General features: G+C 59.1%; 12 protein-coding genes. 9 read left to right on the top strand and 3 right to left on the bottom strand.

From position 1 onward, the window contains the following. Window positions 1-184: 184 nt before the first annotated feature. The 4 genes from gcvH to RGM3321_RS25550 all read left to right on the top strand — a co-directional run bounded on the left by gcvH (window position 185) and on the right by RGM3321_RS25550 (window position 5,285). On the top strand, window positions 185-568 hold the full coding sequence (gene gcvH, locus RGM3321_RS25565; protein WP_002552291.1) for a glycine cleavage system protein GcvH: 384 nt from the start codon (window positions 185-187) through the stop codon (window positions 566-568). A 10-nt stretch (window positions 569-578) separates the two neighbouring features. After that, a complete protein-coding gene (gene gcvP / locus RGM3321_RS25560) occupies window positions 579-3,443 on the top strand; it encodes an aminomethyl-transferring glycine dehydrogenase (protein ID WP_244395375.1) in 2,865 nt (954 codons plus the stop codon). Window positions 3,444-3,535: 92 nt separating this feature from the next. Next, entirely contained in the window at window positions 3,536-4,660 is a 1,125-nt protein-coding gene (gcvT, locus tag RGM3321_RS25555) for a glycine cleavage system aminomethyltransferase GcvT (RefSeq protein WP_244395374.1), read from the top strand. Window positions 4,661-5,072: 412 nt separating this feature from the next. Then, complete coding sequence (locus RGM3321_RS25550; protein WP_002552288.1) at window positions 5,073-5,285, top strand: cold-shock protein; 213 nt, start codon at window positions 5,073-5,075, stop codon at window positions 5,283-5,285. A 143-nt stretch (window positions 5,286-5,428) separates the two neighbouring features. Here the strand turns inward: RGM3321_RS25550 and lptG are convergent, their stop codons facing one another. Together lptG and lptF are read right to left on the bottom strand one after the other, a co-directional pair. Next, a complete protein-coding gene (lptG, locus tag RGM3321_RS25545) occupies window positions 5,429-6,490 on the bottom strand; it encodes an LPS export ABC transporter permease LptG (RefSeq protein WP_244395373.1) in 1,062 nt (353 codons plus the stop codon). Then, window positions 6,477-7,604, bottom strand: coding sequence for an LPS export ABC transporter permease LptF (gene lptF / locus RGM3321_RS25540; protein ID WP_244395372.1), 1,128 nt, complete (start codon window positions 7,602-7,604; stop codon window positions 6,477-6,479). The genes lptG and lptF overlap by 14 nt, the downstream gene beginning before the upstream one ends. 319 nt (window positions 7,605-7,923) lie before the next feature. On the opposite strand from lptF, the gene RGM3321_RS25535 reads away from it, so the two are divergent. Genes RGM3321_RS25535 through RGM3321_RS25525 form a run of 3 tightly spaced genes read left to right on the top strand, consistent with a single transcriptional unit; the run spans window position 7,924 to window position 10,351 of the window. Continuing rightward, window positions 7,924-9,414: a leucyl aminopeptidase gene (locus RGM3321_RS25535; protein ID WP_244395371.1), complete on the top strand. Its 1,491-nt coding sequence runs from the start codon at window positions 7,924-7,926 to the stop codon at window positions 9,412-9,414. Between the two features lie 57 nt (window positions 9,415-9,471). Next, on the top strand, window positions 9,472-9,900 hold the full coding sequence (locus RGM3321_RS25530) for a DNA polymerase III subunit chi (RefSeq protein WP_244395370.1): 429 nt from the start codon (window positions 9,472-9,474) through the stop codon (window positions 9,898-9,900). A 7-nt stretch (window positions 9,901-9,907) separates the two neighbouring features. Then, on the top strand, window positions 9,908-10,351 hold the full coding sequence (locus RGM3321_RS25525) for a DNA polymerase III subunit chi (RefSeq protein WP_244395369.1): 444 nt from the start codon (window positions 9,908-9,910) through the stop codon (window positions 10,349-10,351). A gap of 37 nt (window positions 10,352-10,388) precedes the next feature. Here RGM3321_RS25525 and RGM3321_RS25520 read toward each other — a convergent pair whose 3' ends face one another. Continuing rightward, window positions 10,389-11,501 carry an RHS repeat-associated core domain-containing protein gene (locus RGM3321_RS25520; RefSeq protein ID WP_244395368.1) on the bottom strand — a complete coding sequence of 371 codons (1,113 nt, stop codon included), beginning with the start codon at window positions 11,499-11,501 and terminating at the stop codon, window positions 10,389-10,391. 168 nt (window positions 11,502-11,669) lie between these two features. Between RGM3321_RS25520 and RGM3321_RS25515 the strand changes: the two genes are divergently transcribed. Further along, window positions 11,670-14,516 carry a valine--tRNA ligase gene (locus tag RGM3321_RS25515; protein ID WP_244395367.1) on the top strand — a complete coding sequence of 949 codons (2,847 nt, stop codon included), beginning with the start codon at window positions 11,670-11,672 and terminating at the stop codon, window positions 14,514-14,516. A gap of 86 nt (window positions 14,517-14,602) precedes the next feature. Further along, a complete protein-coding gene (gene rlmF / locus RGM3321_RS25510; protein WP_244395366.1) occupies window positions 14,603-15,589 on the top strand; it encodes a 23S rRNA (adenine(1618)-N(6))-methyltransferase RlmF in 987 nt (328 codons plus the stop codon). The last annotated feature ends 293 nt before the right edge of the window (window positions 15,590-15,882 follow it).

Here is a 15,882-nt window from a genome sequence, read left to right as displayed (position 1 = left end):
CAGTCAGGTATTTTCAAATACCTGACGACCGTAGCGTTTTCGCTACACCTGATATCGTCAAGCGTAGCCAAAGAACATACAACCAATTGATTTAAAAAGAAAAATAAAACATGGCCGCTAAATTGCTAGGTCATGGCTCATATTGTTCGCGTGCTGCGCGAGCCCTGTTCTCCGAGGAGTTTGTATGAGCGAGTTGCGATTCACCGTTGACCATGAATGGCTGCGTGCCGAAGCCGACGGCAGCATTACGGTCGGCATCACGCCCTATGCGCAAGAATCGCTGGGCGACGTAGTCTTCGTGCAGCTCCCGGATTTGCAGGCCTACACTCAGCACGCTGAAGTGTCAGTGGTGGAATCGGTGAAAGCCGCCAGCAGCATCAACATGCCTCTGGACGGTGAAGTGGTCGAGGTCAATTCAGTCCTCGATGACACGCCGGAGCTGGTCAATGAAGACGCTCTCGGTGCAGGCTGGTTTTTTCGTTTCATTCCACAGGATGCCGACGCCATCCACGGCCTGCTGGATCAGGACGCCTACGACCGCCTGATCAAAGCCAACGCCCAAGCCTGAGGAGCACGCCATGACTGACCATATTGAACTGACCACTGCCAACGAATTCATCGCCCGCCACATTGGCCCGCGCGCTGCCGACGAACAGGCCATGTTGCAGACGCTGGGCTTCGACTCCATTGAAGCGCTGAGCGAAAGCGTTATCCCGGAAAGCATCAAGGGCACCAGCGTGCTGAACCTGCCTGCGGGGCAGAGCGAAGCCGATGCGCTGGCGTCCATCAAGGCCATCGCTGGCAAGAATCAGTTGTTCAAGACCTACATCGGCCAGGGTTACTACAACACCCACACGCCGGCCCCCATTCTGCGCAACCTGCTGGAAAACCCGGCCTGGTACACCGCCTACACGCCCTACCAGCCAGAGATTTCCCAAGGCCGTCTGGAGTCGCTGCTCAATTTCCAGACGCTGATCAGCGACCTGACCGGCCTGCCGATTGCCAATGCGTCCTTGCTCGACGAAGCAACCGCTGCTGCCGAAGCAATGACCTTTTGTAAACGCTTGAGCAAGAACAAAGGCAGCCAGCAGTTTTTCGCCTCCAGCCACTGCCACCCGCAGACACTTGATGTGTTGCGTACCCGTGCCGAGCCATTGGGCATCACCGTTGTGGTGGCGGATGAAGCCGAGTTGGGCGACGTCAGCGATTACTTTGGCGCGCTGCTGCAATACCCGGCCAGCAACGGCGACGTGTTCGATTACCGCGAGCTGGTCGAACGTTTCCATGCTGCCAACGCGCTGGTCGCCGTGGCTGCCGATTTGCTGGCCCTGACGTTGCTGACCCCGCCAGGCGAATTTGGCGCCGACGTGGCCATCGGCAGCGCACAACGCTTCGGTGTACCGCTGGGCTTCGGCGGCCCGCATGCGGCTTACTTCTCGACCCGCGATGCCTTCAAGCGCGACATGCCGGGCCGCCTGGTCGGCGTGTCGGTGGACCGCCACGGCAAGCAGGCCCTGCGTCTGGCCATGCAGACCCGCGAACAGCATATTCGTCGCGAGAAGGCCACCAGCAACATTTGCACTGCACAGGTTCTGCTGGCCAACATCGCCAGCATGTACGCCGTCTACCATGGCCCGCGCGGCCTGACACAGATCGCCAGGCGCGTTCACCAGTTGACCGCGATCCTTGCCGAAGGCTTGAGCACGCTGGGTCTGAAGGCCGAGCAGGCATTCTTCTTCGACAGCTTGACCCTGAACACCGGCAGCAGGACCGTTGCGCTACACGCAGCGGCTCGCGCCAGGCACATCAACCTGCGTGAAATCGACGACCAGCATCTGGGTCTGTCACTGGACGAAACCACCTCGCAGTCGGCAGTTGAAACGCTGTGGGAAATCTTCGCCAGCGACGGTCAGAACCTGCCGGACTTCACCGCACTGACAGCCAGCGTCCCGTCGCGCCTGCCCGCTGCGCTGCTGCGCCGGTCGGCAATCCTCAGCCACCCGGTGTTCAACCGCTACCACTCTGAAACCGAACTGATGCGCTACCTGCGCAAGCTGGCTGACAAGGACCTGGCGCTGGACCGCACCATGATCCCATTAGGCTCGTGCACCATGAAGCTCAACGCCGCCAGTGAAATGATCCCGGTGACCTGGGCCGAATTCGGCAACCTGCACCCGTTCGCCCCGGCCGAGCAAAGTGCCGGGTATCAACAACTGACCGACGAGTTGGAGGCCATGCTCTGTGCCGCCACCGGCTATGACGCGATCTCGCTGCAACCGAACGCCGGTTCGCAGGGTGAATATGCCGGCCTGCTGGCCATCCGCGCTTATCACCAGAGCCGTGGCGATGAGCATCGCGATATCTGCCTGATCCCTTCATCGGCACACGGCACCAACCCGGCCACAGCCAACATGGCCGGTATGCGTGTCGTGGTCACCGCCTGCGATGCACGTGGCAACGTCGATATCGAAGACCTGCGCGCCAAGGCCGTTCAGCACCGCGACCAGCTTGCGGCGATCATGATCACCTACCCGTCGACCCATGGTGTATTCGAAGAAGGCATCCGTGAAATTTGCGGCATCGTTCATGACAACGGTGGTCAGGTCTACATTGACGGCGCCAACATGAACGCCATGGTCGGCCTGTGCGCTCCGGGCAAATTCGGTGGCGATGTATCGCACCTCAACCTGCACAAGACCTTCTGCATCCCCCATGGCGGCGGCGGCCCAGGCGTTGGTCCGATCGGCGTCAAATCCCATCTCGCACCGTTCATGCCGGGCCATGCGCGCATGGAGCGCAAGGAAGGCGCAGTCTGCGCAGCCCCGTTCGGCAGCGCCAGCATCCTGCCAATCACCTGGATGTACATCCGCATGATGGGCGGCGAAGGCCTCAAACGCGCTTCGCAACTGGCGATCCTCAACGCAAACTACATTTCGCGCCGCCTGGAAGAGTACTACCCGGTGCTGTACACCGGCACCAACGGGCTGGTTGCCCACGAATGCATCCTTGACCTGCGCCCTATCAAAGACAGCAGCGGCATCAGCGTCGATGACGTGGCCAAGCGTCTGATCGACTTTGGCTTCCATGCCCCTACCATGTCATTCCCGGTTGCCGGGACCTTGATGATCGAGCCAACCGAGAGCGAGTCCAGAGAAGAACTGGACCGTTTCTGCGACGCCATGATCAAGATCCGTGAAGAAATACGCGCGGTTGAAAACGGCACACTGGACAAAGACGACAACCCGTTGAAAAACGCCCCGCACACCGCTGCGGAAATCGTCGGCCAATGGAGCCATCCTTACAGCCGCGAACAGGCGGTGTATCCAGTTGTTTCGTTGACCGAGAACAAGTACTGGCCTCCGGTCGGCCGTGTCGACAACGTCTTCGGCGACCGCAATCTGGTCTGTGCCTGCCCGTCCATCGAGAGCTATCAGGAAGCCTGATAGCCCGTGCCCTGGCATCCCTGTGCGTAGCTCGATAGTGAGTGCGCGCAGGCAATGCCGTTCTGCATGGCCCGCTCAACAAGGAATTGAACATGTCCACAGAAACCCTGCTGACCACTCCCCTGCACGCCCTTCACCGCGAACTCGGCGCGAAGATGGTGCCCTTCGCTGGCTACGACATGCCCGTGCAATACCCGGCTGGCGTGATGAAAGAACATTTGCACACTCGCGCACAGGCCGGCCTGTTCGACGTCTCGCACATGGGGCAGATTCGCCTTACCGGTGCAGATGCTGCCAAGGCCCTTGAGGCCCTGGTGCCAGTGGACATCATTGACCTGCCAGTCGGCATGCAACGCTATGCGATGTTCACCAACGATGCTGGCGGCATTCTCGATGACCTGATGGTTGCCAATCTCGGTAATGATCAACTGATGCTGGTGGTCAACGCGGCCTGCAAGAATCAGGACCTGGCGCACTTGCGCATGCACCTGGCGGGGCATTGCACTATCGAACCGTTGTTCGAAGAGCGGGCCCTGCTCGCCCTGCAAGGTCCGGCCGCTGTCACGGTGCTGGCGCGCCTTGCGCCGGAAGTGGCGAAGATGACCTTCATGCAGTTCGCCAGCGTCAAGCTGCTGGACGTTCAATGCTATGTCAGCCGCTCGGGCTATACCGGCGAAGACGGCTATGAAATTTCAGTACCGGCCGAACAGGCTGAAGCCCTGGCGCGCCGCCTGCTGGAAGAGCCGGAAGTTGCCCCGATAGGTTTGGGCGCACGTGATTCGCTGCGACTGGAAGCAGGTCTGTGCCTGTACGGTCATGACATGGACACCGACACCTCACCGGTGGAGGCCAGCCTGTTATGGGCTATTTCCAAAGTGCGTCGCGCCGACGGTGCACGTGCAGGCGGCTTCCCGGGAGCAGAGCAGGTCTTTGCCCAGCAACAGAACGGTGTCGCCAAAAAACGTGTCGGCCTGCTTCCCGAAGAGCGCACGCCAGTGCGTGAGGGCACAGAAATCGTCGATGAACAGGGCACTGTCATCGGCACTGTCTGCAGCGGCGGTTTTGGCCCGAGCCTGGCTGGCCCGCTGGCCATGGGTTATTTGAAGAACGCTTACACCACGCTGGATACACAGGTCTGGGCAATGGTGCGCGGCAAGAAAGTGCCCATGCGTGTTGCAAAAATGCCTTTCGTTGCACAACGTTACTTTCGCGGCTAAACAACGGCGTCAAAAAAACAGCAATACTTCGCTGTTGCGCAGGTGCTGTTACACACCACTGTTTCGGCCGTGTTTCAACCGAGTGAACAGTCTGTTGTATATGCCAAAAATGCACCTATAAAGTGCAAAATGTTATGACAGACCAGACACCGTGCACAGCAGGCAAACACGCCGGGCATAACGCTCTACCCCCCGGAAACAGGGTACAAGGCAGGGGGGTTGTATTTGTAACGAGAGTTGGCGTAGAGTTTCCGGACTGTGTTTGCATGGGTCGCCGAATCTGGACCTGGGCAGTAGCTCTAGGTTTGCTACAACCCGTTCTACGTTTCTTACTTCCTGCAACCAGCCCCACTGCTCTTTCGTGTGAAAGAGGCTGTAACCAATTCAAGTCAAGCGTCAAGGAAATAAGAAAATGGCTGATCGTCAGAGCGGTACCGTCAAGTGGTTCAACGATGAAAAAGGTTTTGGTTTTATCACTCCTGAGAGCGGGCCGGATCTGTTCGTACACTTCCGCGCCATCCAGGGTAACGGCTTCAAAAGCCTGAAAGAAGGCCAGAAAGTTACCTTCGTTGCCGTACAGGGCCAGAAAGGCATGCAGGCTGACGAAGTTCAAGCCGAAGCCTGATACGACACACTCTCGTCCGTACAGAAAGCCTCTGACAGCGATGTCAGAGGCTTTTTTGCATGTGTGATTCGCTCAGCAGGCGCATGAGTACGCCCATGAAAAAGCCGACTCGAGGTCGGCTTTTTCACTACGACTATGCAACGCTATCCGGCGCGGCGCAGCAGATACACCCCGGCCAGCGCACAGGCCGCAGCAGGCATCAGCACGGCCAGTAACGGCGGGAAACCGAACAGCAGGCTGGACGGACCGAGCAGGTCTTGAATGATGCGGAAGGTAAAGCCAACCACCACCCCCGTGAACACACGTTGCCCCAGCGTAACCGAGCGCAGCGGGCCGAAGATGAACGAGATTGCCATCAGCACCAGCGCCACTGTCACAGCCGGTTGCAATACCTTGGTCCAGAACGCCAGCCAGTAGCGGCCATTGCTCAAGCCCTGATCAGCCAGATAATGCGCGTAGTTCCAGAGACCGCTGATCGAAAGCGACTCGGGCGGCATGATCACCGTGCTCAGCAATTGCGGGCTCAACGCTACATCCCAGCGCTCGACCGGTGTATTGATGACCTCGGTGCGGCCGTCATTGAAATGCGTGGTACTGACGTCCTTCAACTCCCAGTAATCGGTCTTGAAGTTGGCCTCTTTGGCAAAGCTGGACGTCAGCATGTGGCGTTGATCGTCAAAACGATAACGTGTCACGCCGAGCATCAGACCATTGGGCTGGACGGTGTTGATGTGGATGAATTCGTCACCCTGACGGTGCCACAGACCATGCCTGGCGCTCTGCGCATCACCCGAGCCCTGAGCCAGCGAGCGAGCGGCCTGAGCCTGGTTCTCGGCGTAGGGAGCCACGTACTCGCCGACCAGTACACCGGCGACCATCAATAGCAGCATCGGCTTCATGACCGCCCAGACGATGCGCCCGATGGACACACCTGCTGCACGCATGATGGTCAGTTCGCTGCTGCTGGCCAGCGTACCCAGACCAATGAGGCAACCGATCAGGGCAGCCATTGGCAGCGTGTCGTAGACCCGCCGCGGCGCGGTCAGCATGACGTAGCTGAGGGCATCCACCAGCGTGTAGGTGTCACTGATATCGCCCATCTCGTCGATGAACGCGAACAATGAAACCAGCCCCAGAATGATTCCCAGAACCGCAAGAATCGCCAGCAATACGCTTTTACCGATGTATCGATCAAGCTTGACCACGAGTCACCTCCGTGACGCTGCGACGACTCGCCATCTTCAGACGCAGAGGCTCCCAGTAGAACAACACCAGACCGATGCACAGGTAGATGCCGTGCACCCACCACATGCCAAGGCTGAGCGGCAGCTTGCCTTTCTCCAGCGAACTGCGCACCGAGATCAGAATGGCCAGATAAGACATGTACAGAAGGATCGCCGGCAAAAGCTTCAGGTAACGGCCCTGACGCGGATTGACGCGCGACAACGGAATAGCCATCAACGTGACGATGAACACCGACAGCGGCAGCGAAATACGCCATTGCAGCTCGGCGACGGAGCGCGGTGCCGGGTTGCCGATCAGTTCGCTGGTCGGAATGGCCTCACGGTCGGTGATTTCTTCACTGATTTCCGGTTTGGGCAGCATCGCCCCGTAAGTGTCGTACTTGATCACACGATAATCAGCCGCACCAGGATTGCCATCGTAGCGATAGCCGTTTTCGAGGATCAGGAAGCGACTGCCATTGGGCCTTACCTCCTGATGGCCCTTCTCTGCAACCAGCACGGTAATACCGTTGTCCTTGCTCTTGTCGCCGGACATGCGTTTTTCAGAGATGAACACACCAGCAAGTTGCGAGCGGTCTTCCGACAGCTCCTTGGTGTAAGTGATACGCGTACCGTCACGCAGCGCCTGAAAACGGCCCGGCACCAGGGTGTCGAACTCGGTCATGGCATCCTGTTTGTTGATCAGCAGAGAAAATTGGGTAGCGCCCTGTGGAGCCAGACTGAAACTCAGCCAGGCGACCAGCAGCCCGACCAGCGTGGCAGGCCCCATGGTGATGGCAAGCAGCCGCTGCTGACTCATGCCGGTGGCGGCCAGCACGGTCATTTCACTTTCCAGATACAGGCGCCCGTAAGCCATGAGGATGCCGAGGAACAGGCCCAGCGGCAGAATTACCTGCAGAAAGCCTGGCAGGCGGAAGCCCATGATCAGGAACAGCACGCCCGGATCGAGCGCACCGGACGCGGCCTGCGCCAGGTACTTGATGAAACGTCCGCTCATGATGAACACCAGCAGCACGGCGCTGACCGCGCTCAAGGTAAGCAGCACTTCTCGGGACAGATAACGGAAGACAATCAAACCAGACACTCCAGAGTTGTCAGGCTCAGGCAGCCAAACAGGGAAAAATTGTGAGCCACGGCAACCAGAGATTCACGCCGGCAAAAGGCGTGGGCATCAAAAAATATGCGGCATTATCCTGTGATTGTGTGTTTCTGTCACTGCGCACCGGGGATAGTTCGCACATACACGCAAAGCAGGCGGCGCTACGGGGTTGTCAGCAGTCGTGCAGCGGGGTCAAACTGCAAGGCTTACCGCGGGCATCTTCCTTGAAAACACTCAGGCCATGCCGCGTACATCATTCATATTGCGACTCTCATCGTCTACTCGGGGACCCCACATGGAATTGGTTGTTAAAAGCGTAAGCCCAGAAACCTTGAAAACCGCAACGCTGGTGGTCACCGTCGGCGAAAGCCGTGTACTGGTTGGTGCTGCCCAGGCTGTCGATATCCTCAGCGGCGGAGCCATCTCCCTCATTCTCAAACGCGGTGATCTGGCGGGCAAGGTCGGCCAGAGCCTGCTGCTGCACAACCTGCCCAACATCAAGGCCGAGCGCGTTCTGCTGATCGGCACCGGCAAGGAAGGCGAACTGTCGGACCGCCAACTGAAAAAAATCGTCGGCACAACCCTGACCTGCCTCAAAGGCCTGGGTGGCAGCGACGCTGCGATTGCGCTAGATGACCTGTCAGTGAAAAACCGCGACACCTACGGCACGGCTCGCCTGCTGGTCGAGGCCCTGGCGGATGGCGAGTACGTCTTCGACCGCTTCAAGACCCAGAAAGCCGAAGTTCGCGCCCTGAAAAAAATCACCCTGCTGACCGACAAGGTCCGCATAGCTGACATCGAGCGCGCTTCCACTCACGCCAAGGCTATCGCCACCGGCATGGCACTGACCCGCGACCTGGGCAATCTGCCACCTAACATCTGCCACCCGACCTACCTGGGCGAAGAAGCCAAGGCGTTGGGCAAGGCACACAAGAATCTGAAAGTGGAAGTTCACGACGAGAAGAAGCTGGCCGAACTGGGCATGGGCTCTTTCCTCGCAGTGGCTCAAGGCAGCGCCCAGCCACCTCGCCTGATCGTAATGAACTATCAGGGTGCCAAAAAAGGCGACCAGCCCTTCGTGCTGGTCGGTAAAGGCATTACGTTCGACACCGGCGGCATCAGCATCAAGCCTGCCTCGGGCATGGACGAGATGAAGTTCGACATGTGCGGCGCTGCCAGCGTGTTCGGCACCCTGCGCGCTGTGCTGGAACTGAAACTGCCGATCAATCTGGTGTGTATTCTGGCCTGCGCCGAAAACATGCCGAGCGGCACCGCGACACGTCCCGGCGACATCGTCACTACCATGAGTGGCCAGACGGTCGAAATCCTCAACACCGACGCTGAAGGCCGTCTGGTGCTGTGCGATGCACTGACCTACGCCGAGCGTTTCAAGCCGCAGGCGGTCATCGATATTGCAACCCTGACCGGCGCCTGCGTCGTTGCACTGGGCGGCCACACTTCCGGCCTGCTGGGCAACAATGACGCGCTGATCAATCAGTTGCTCGACGCGGGCAAACAGGCGGATGACCGTGCCTGGCAGTTGCCGTTGTTCGATGAGTATCAGGAGCAGCTCGATAGTCCGTTCGCCGATATCGCCAATATCGGTGGCCCGAAAGGCGGCACCATCACGGCGGCCTGCTTCCTGTCGCGCTTCACCAAGGCCTATGACTGGGCTCACCTGGACATCGCCGGCACTGCGTGGCTGAGCGGCGGTAAGGAAAAAGGCGCCACCGGACGTCCGGTTCCGCTGCTGACCCAGTACTTGCTCGACCGCGCTGGCGTATAAAAAGACACCCTGGCGTGTCGGCCTCACGGTCGATACGCCACTGGTTCTGGAACCTGTATGACCCAAGTCGATTTTTACATCCTGCCCAGCGCCGATCCTGCCGCGCGCCTGGACTTTGCCTGCAAACTAACGGAAAAAGCCTGGCGTTTGGGCCACAAGGTCTATCTGCATTGCAGCGATGCAGCGCAGCGTGAAGATCTTGATGCCCGGCTCTGGCGCTTCAGGGGTGAAGTGTTTCTGCCCCACGGCGACGCCGAGAACGACTCCGATGCCCCCGTGGTGCTGGGTCTGGGTGACGACTCGGGCGCTCACGAGGACCTGTTGGTCAACCTCGACCTGAGCATTCCGGCCTTCTTCAAACGCTTCGCCCGCGTGGCGGAAGTGGTTGTCGAAGACCCGGCCATACGTCTTGCCGCACGCGAGAGTTTCCGTTCATACCGTGAACAGGGCTATCCTCCGCAAGATCACCGACTGCAGCGCCTTTGAGGACACGATGGATACTTCAAAAAAAGCTGAATCCGCGCATTTGCTGAACGATCTGGAATCGATCCGCCAATTGCTCGGCGATGACCCCGCACACTCCCCGCTGCCGAACGACCCGGCTCGTCCGGAAGGCCAGATTCCTCTGTTATTCGATGTGGTCGGCGCTCGCCCCGACGCGGCGTATCAACAGGACGTCGACGCAGACGACATCCCGACGCTGACGCCTGATGTGCAATCCGCACCTGTCGAGCAGCTTCAGACCGTTCAACAGCCTACCCAGCCTCAAGCACTGCCGAACCCGGATGCCCTGCTGCATCTGGACAACGAATTGCGTGCCGCCGCGCAGTTGATCCTGCAGGACGTGATCGCCGACTTCGCCCCGCATATCGAAAACGAGATCAAGCGCCGGCTGGAGGCAAGGCTGGAGCGGTTATTGGCGCAGCAGCAGAAGTGAAGCCTGGAACCTGACGCTTAAATGTCTGGGCACTCTGCTAGCGTCGATTCAGTTCAGCGCGGATGCTGGCTACCAACCGCCCCATGTCTGCCTCACGATGAATAAGTGAATTCAAGCGTTCGTCCAGTCGCCTATGTTCGCCCACTACTCCATCAATACTTTCCAGTATTTCGATGGAGGCTGCATGGGCTCGTCGATTTCGAGCTACTGCATTTTGAAATTGGGAATAACTGGCGCCCGGCACGCGCGCCACGTCATCAAGAATTGATTGTGCTCGGCGACCAAGGCTTTTGATCTCTTTGTCCATTCCTTGCTTGATGTTCGCCGCTGCGCGTTCGAACTGTGCTTTGAAGGTGTCATTTTTGAGCATGGCGGGCGAAAGGTCTGTCTTGTTGCTCAAAATTTTGCGAATAGTCAACAGTTCGTCTGGATCGCCTACATTGATCCACGGTTTTTTTATCAGCCCGAATACCTTTTCACGCATTGAACGGGATGTTTCCGCCAAATTGTTTGCACCTTTTAACGGCAGGTTTTCGATTATCTTTGCCAATACTTCGTTGGGAAGACGTTGGAAAAGAGATTTCTTAGGGAACATGGTCAGCCCAAGCACCCTGAACGATGAGATATGCCCATCCGGATCGCTCCTGTTAAACGGATCACCCTGACAGTAGGCATACGCATTCAGTCCTCCCCGCCCAAATGGACTCAACGAGTCTGGCCGGTTGAAACGCATCAGCACCGGGTTGAACGCGCGGTAGCCGTTACCCAGCAGGTAATGCCCGGTCACAGGGTCCGCACGCTCGCCATTGAAGCCGGAAAACGGGCCGCCCTGCGCGCGATGTCCGTAAGGGCTATAAGCAAACGGCTGCCGCCCCTCTGAACTCACCGCACACAGCACACTGCTTTGCCTGTCGGTGCCCAGCAGGTCGACCCGAGTGATGGAGCCGTCCGTTTCATACTCAGCCAACAAGCGATCATCGCCGTGAAACACACGACGTCGCACCGCGCCCTGTATCTCGACCGTCAAACGGTTCTTTTGATAAAAACGCGACACTGCACCCTGTGCTCCGGGATGGACGACGGCAATACGATCCAGCGCGTCATAGCGATATCGGCACAGTACGCGCCTGCTTTCCGAAGTCTTGCTCATGGCCGCATCCGTCCTGTGATCAATGCTTGAACACCCGATCATGCCCCTCGCCCCACTCGCCGCCAACTGACAGATCTGCCAGTTGTGGCCCGGCGCTTATGGCTTGTCGCTGGCCGTCAGGTCTATACTTACCGGTTTCCGAATCAATGCCACAGGTTCCCGCCGCGCATGGACAAGACTTACCAGCCGCACGCCATCGAAACTTCCTGGTATCAGACCTGGGAGTCCGAAAACTACTTCGCTCCGCAAGGCGTGGGTGACTCGTACACCATCATGATCCCGCCGCCGAACGTCACCGGCAGCCTGCACATGGGCCACGGCTTCAATAACGCGATCATGGACGCCCTGATCCGTTTCCGTCGCATGCAAGGTCGCAACACGCTGTGGCAACCGGGCACCGATCACGCCGGTATCGCCACGCAGATGCTGGTGGAGCGTCGTCTTGAAGCGCAAGGCGTGAGCCGTCATGAGCTGGGCCGCGAGAAGTTTCTGGACAAGATCTGGGAATGGAAAGCCGAGTCTGGCGGCAACATCAGCCGTCAGATCCGCCGTCTGGGCTCGTCCGTCGACTGGAGCCGCGAGCGCTTCACCATGGACGACGGCCTGTCCGACGCCGTGAAGGAAGCCTTCGTGCGCCTGCATGAAGACGGCCTGATCTACCGTGGCAAGCGTCTGGTCAACTGGGACACCAAGCTGCACACCGCGATTTCCGACCTTGAAGTGGAGAACCACGACGAGAAAGGCCATCTGTGGAACCTGCGCTATCCGCTGGCCGACGGTGCAAAAACCGCCGAAGGTCTGGATTACCTGATCGTTGCCACCACTCGCCCGGAAACCATGCTCGGTGACGCCGCCGTTGCGGTGAACCCACAGGACGAGCGCTACAAGGCATTGATCGGCAAGTTCGTCGAACTGCCACTCGTAGGCCGCCGCATCCCGATCATCGCGGATGATTACTGCGATCCCGAGTTCGGCACCGGCTGCGTGAAAATCACTCCGGCGCATGACTTCAACGACTATGAAGTCGGCAAGCGTCACAACCTGCCGCTGCTGAACATCTTCGACAAGAATGCCAACGTATTGCCCGCCGCTCAGGTGTTCAACCTTGATGGCACGCTGAACGAAAGCGTCGACGGCAGCCTGCCTGCGGACTACGCCGGGCTGGACCGTTTTGAAGCGCGCAAGCAAATCGTGGCTGCGTTCGACGCCGCCGGCCTGCTGGTAAGCGTCGACGATCATGCCCTGAAGGTGCCGAAAGGTGACCGTTCCGGCACCATCATCGAGCCGTGGCTGACCGATCAGTGGTACGTCTCCACCAAGCCATTGGCCGAGCCCGCGATTGCCGCTGTCGAAGACGGCCGTATCGCGTTCGTGCCCAAGCAATACGAAAACATGTATTTCTCGTGGATGCGTGACATCCAGGACTGGTGCATCAGCCGTCAACTCTGGTGGGGCCACCGCATTCCGGCCTGGTACGACGAGTCCGGCAAGGTTTACGTCGGTCGCGACGAAGCCGAAGTTCGCGCCAAGAACAATCTGGGCCCGGAAATCGCGCTGCAGCAGGACAACGACGTACTCGACACCTGGTTCAGCTCAGGCCTGTGGACCTTCTCCACGCTCGGCTGGCCGGAAAAGACCAAGGCACTGGAAACTTTCCACTCCACCGACGTGCTGGTCACCGGCTTCGATATCATTTTCTTCTGGGTTGCCCGGATGATCATGCTCACCATGCACCTGGTGAAGAATGAGGACGGCACGCCGCAAGTCCCGTTCAAGACTGTTTACGTGCACGGCCTGGTGCGTGATGGCCAAGGCCAGAAGATGTCCAAGTCCAAGGGCAACGTCCTTGACCCGCTGGACATCGTCGACGGTATCGACCTCGAAACGCTGGTGCAGAAACGCACCAGTGGCCTGATGCAGCCGCAGCTAGCGAAGAAGATCGAGAAGCAGACCCGCCAGGAGTTCGCCGACGGCATCGCCAGCTACGGCACGGATGCCCTGCGCTTCACCTTCTGCTCGCTGGCATCCACCGGTCGCGACATCAAGTTCGACATGGGCCGCGTCGAAGGCTATCGCAACTTCTGCAACAAGATCTGGAACGCTGCGCGCTACGTGCTGGACAAAGGTGAAGACTGCGGCCAGAACGGCGAAGCGGTCGAACTGTCGCTGGCTGATCGCTGGATCATCTCGCAATTGCAGCGCACCGAAGCCGAAGTGACTCGCCAGCTGGACCAGTTCCGCTTCGACCTCGCGGCCCAGGCGCTGTACGAGTTCATCTGGAACCAGTATTGCGACTGGTATCTGGAGCTGTCCAAGCCTGTGCTGTGGGATGAAACCGCACCGGTCGAACGTCAGCGTGGCACACGCCGTACGCTGGTACGCGTGCTCGAAGTCGCACTGCGCCTTGCGCACCCGTTCATGCCGTTCATCACCGAAGAAATCTGGCAGCGCCTCGCGCCGCTGGCGGGCGCGGAAGGCAAGACCATCATGCTGCAACCGTGGCCGGTTGCCAACGAAGCACGCATTGATCAGGCGGCCGAAGACGACATCGAATGGCTCAAGGGCCTGATGCTCGCCGTGCGTAACATCCGTGGCGAGATGAACATCGGTCCGGGCAAGCCGCTGCAGCTGTTCCTCAAGAACGTCAGCGCCGAAGATCTGCGTCGTTTGAGCGAAAACGATTACCTGCTCAAGAAGCTGGCCAAGCTGGAATCGATGACCGTACTGACCGAGGGTGCAGAAGCGCCACTGTCGGCCACTGCACTGGTCGGTGACATGGAAGTGCTGGTGCCAATGGCCGGGCTGATCGACAAAGGGGCCGAACTGGCGCGTCTGGACAAGGAAATCCAGCGTCTACAAGGCGAAGTGCAACGCGTCGGCGGCAAGCTGTCCAACGCCGCCTTCGTCGACAAGGCACCGCCTGAAGTCATCGCCAAGGAACGCGCCAAACTGACCGAAGCCGAACAGGCACTGGGCAAGCTGGCTGAGCAACACGCACGCATCGCCAGCCTGTAAGGTGGCCAGAAAAGCCAGCCCGACCATGGGCTGGCTTTTTATTATCTGAATTTCTGTACTCGACATCACGGCTGACCATCGAACCCATGACCGATACCCGCAAACCACCGCGCAAAAAGCCTCAGCGGCCAGCCAGACCGGTCGCACCGCGTGAAAAGGCTACCTTGCACCCGCGCAATCGTCATCAGGGTCATTACGACTTTCCGAAGCTGATCAAATCCAGCCCCGAACTGGCAGCGTTCGTGATCCTCAATCCGTATGGCAAGGAAAGCATCGACTTTGCCAATCCGCAGGCGGTGCGGGTGTTCAATCGCGCGCTGCTCAAAGCGTTCTATGGCATCGCCCATTGGGACATTCCGGCCGACTACCTGTGCCCGCCGATTCCGGGGCGTGCGGACTACCTGCACTTCCTCGCCGACTTGCTGGCCGAGGACAATGAAGGCGTGATCCCACGCGGCGCATCCATCAGGGCGCTGGATATCGGCACCGGAGCCAATTGCATCTACCCGCTGTTGGGGCATAGCGACTATGGCTGGCAGTTCGTTGGTTCGGACATCGACAGCACGGCCATCGCCGCAGCCACTACGATTGTGAAGGCCAACGGCCTCAGCAAGGCCATCAGCGTGCGCCAGCAGGACAACCGCAAGCAGATCCTGCTCGGGTTGCTCGACAGCAGCGAACGCTTCCACGTGAGCCTCTGCAACCCTCCATTCCATGCTTCGCTGGATGAGGCGCAGCTTGGCAGCCAACGAAAATGGCGCGCACTGGGCAAGGCTGATCCCAAGCGCAAGCTGCCGGTTCTCAACTTCGGCGGGCAATCTCAGGAGCTGTGGTGCGAAGGCGGCGAGATCGGCTTCGTGACCCGACTGATCCAGGAAAGCGCCACATTGCCGGGCCAGGTGGTGTGGTTCAGCACCCTGGTGTCCAAGGCATCCAACCTGCCACCGATCCAGAGCGCCCTGAAAAAAGCCAACGCGCTTGAGGTGAAAGTAGTCGAGATGGGCCAGGGCCAGAAACAAAGCCGCTTCGTGGCCTGGACCTTCCTTGACAAGGCACAACGCACACCCCATTGATAGGGCTATCGTGCCGCATCGACTATCGTGCGACGCTCTGCGTCGGCAGGCCTTAATCTCGATTATCGTGCGACGCTCCGCGTCGGCATGCCTTAATCTCGGTTATCGTGCGACGCTCCGCGTCGCATGCCGTTCTGGACGCTCTGCGTCCTCTCTTGAGTATGCAGTGCGGCACAGATCTGTGACGCGGAGCGTCATGCAAGGCATTCCCACGCTGGAGCGTGAGGAACGATAATCTCAACTACCGTACGACGCTCCGCCGACATGCCTTAACCTCGACTATCGTGCGACGC

Origin of the sequence: Pseudomonas sp. RGM 3321 (assembly GCF_022836805.1) — a bacterium.
GTDB lineage: Bacteria > Pseudomonadota > Gammaproteobacteria > Pseudomonadales > Pseudomonadaceae > Aquipseudomonas.
Note: the sequence above shows the minus strand (reverse complement) of the source record. Positions and strands in the feature narration are given on the sequence as shown.

Coding starts and splice junctions, on each gene's coding strand:
- gcvH (WP_002552291.1), top strand. CDS start 185: ATGAGCGAGTTGCGATTCACCGTTGACCATGAATGGCTGCGTGCCGAA.
- gcvP (WP_244395375.1), top strand. CDS start 579: ATGACTGACCATATTGAACTGACCACTGCCAACGAATTCATCGCCCGC.
- gcvT (WP_244395374.1), top strand. CDS start 3,536: ATGTCCACAGAAACCCTGCTGACCACTCCCCTGCACGCCCTTCACCGC.
- RGM3321_RS25550 (WP_002552288.1), top strand. CDS start 5,073: ATGGCTGATCGTCAGAGCGGTACCGTCAAGTGGTTCAACGATGAAAAA.
- RGM3321_RS25535 (WP_244395371.1), top strand. CDS start 7,924: ATGGAATTGGTTGTTAAAAGCGTAAGCCCAGAAACCTTGAAAACCGCA.
- RGM3321_RS25530 (WP_244395370.1), top strand. CDS start 9,472: ATGACCCAAGTCGATTTTTACATCCTGCCCAGCGCCGATCCTGCCGCG.
- RGM3321_RS25525 (WP_244395369.1), top strand. CDS start 9,908: ATGGATACTTCAAAAAAAGCTGAATCCGCGCATTTGCTGAACGATCTG.
- RGM3321_RS25520 (WP_244395368.1), bottom strand. CDS start 11,501: ATGAGCAAGACTTCGGAAAGCAGGCGCGTACTGTGCCGATATCGCTAT.
- RGM3321_RS25515 (WP_244395367.1), top strand. CDS start 11,670: ATGGACAAGACTTACCAGCCGCACGCCATCGAAACTTCCTGGTATCAG.
- rlmF (WP_244395366.1), top strand. CDS start 14,603: ATGACCGATACCCGCAAACCACCGCGCAAAAAGCCTCAGCGGCCAGCC.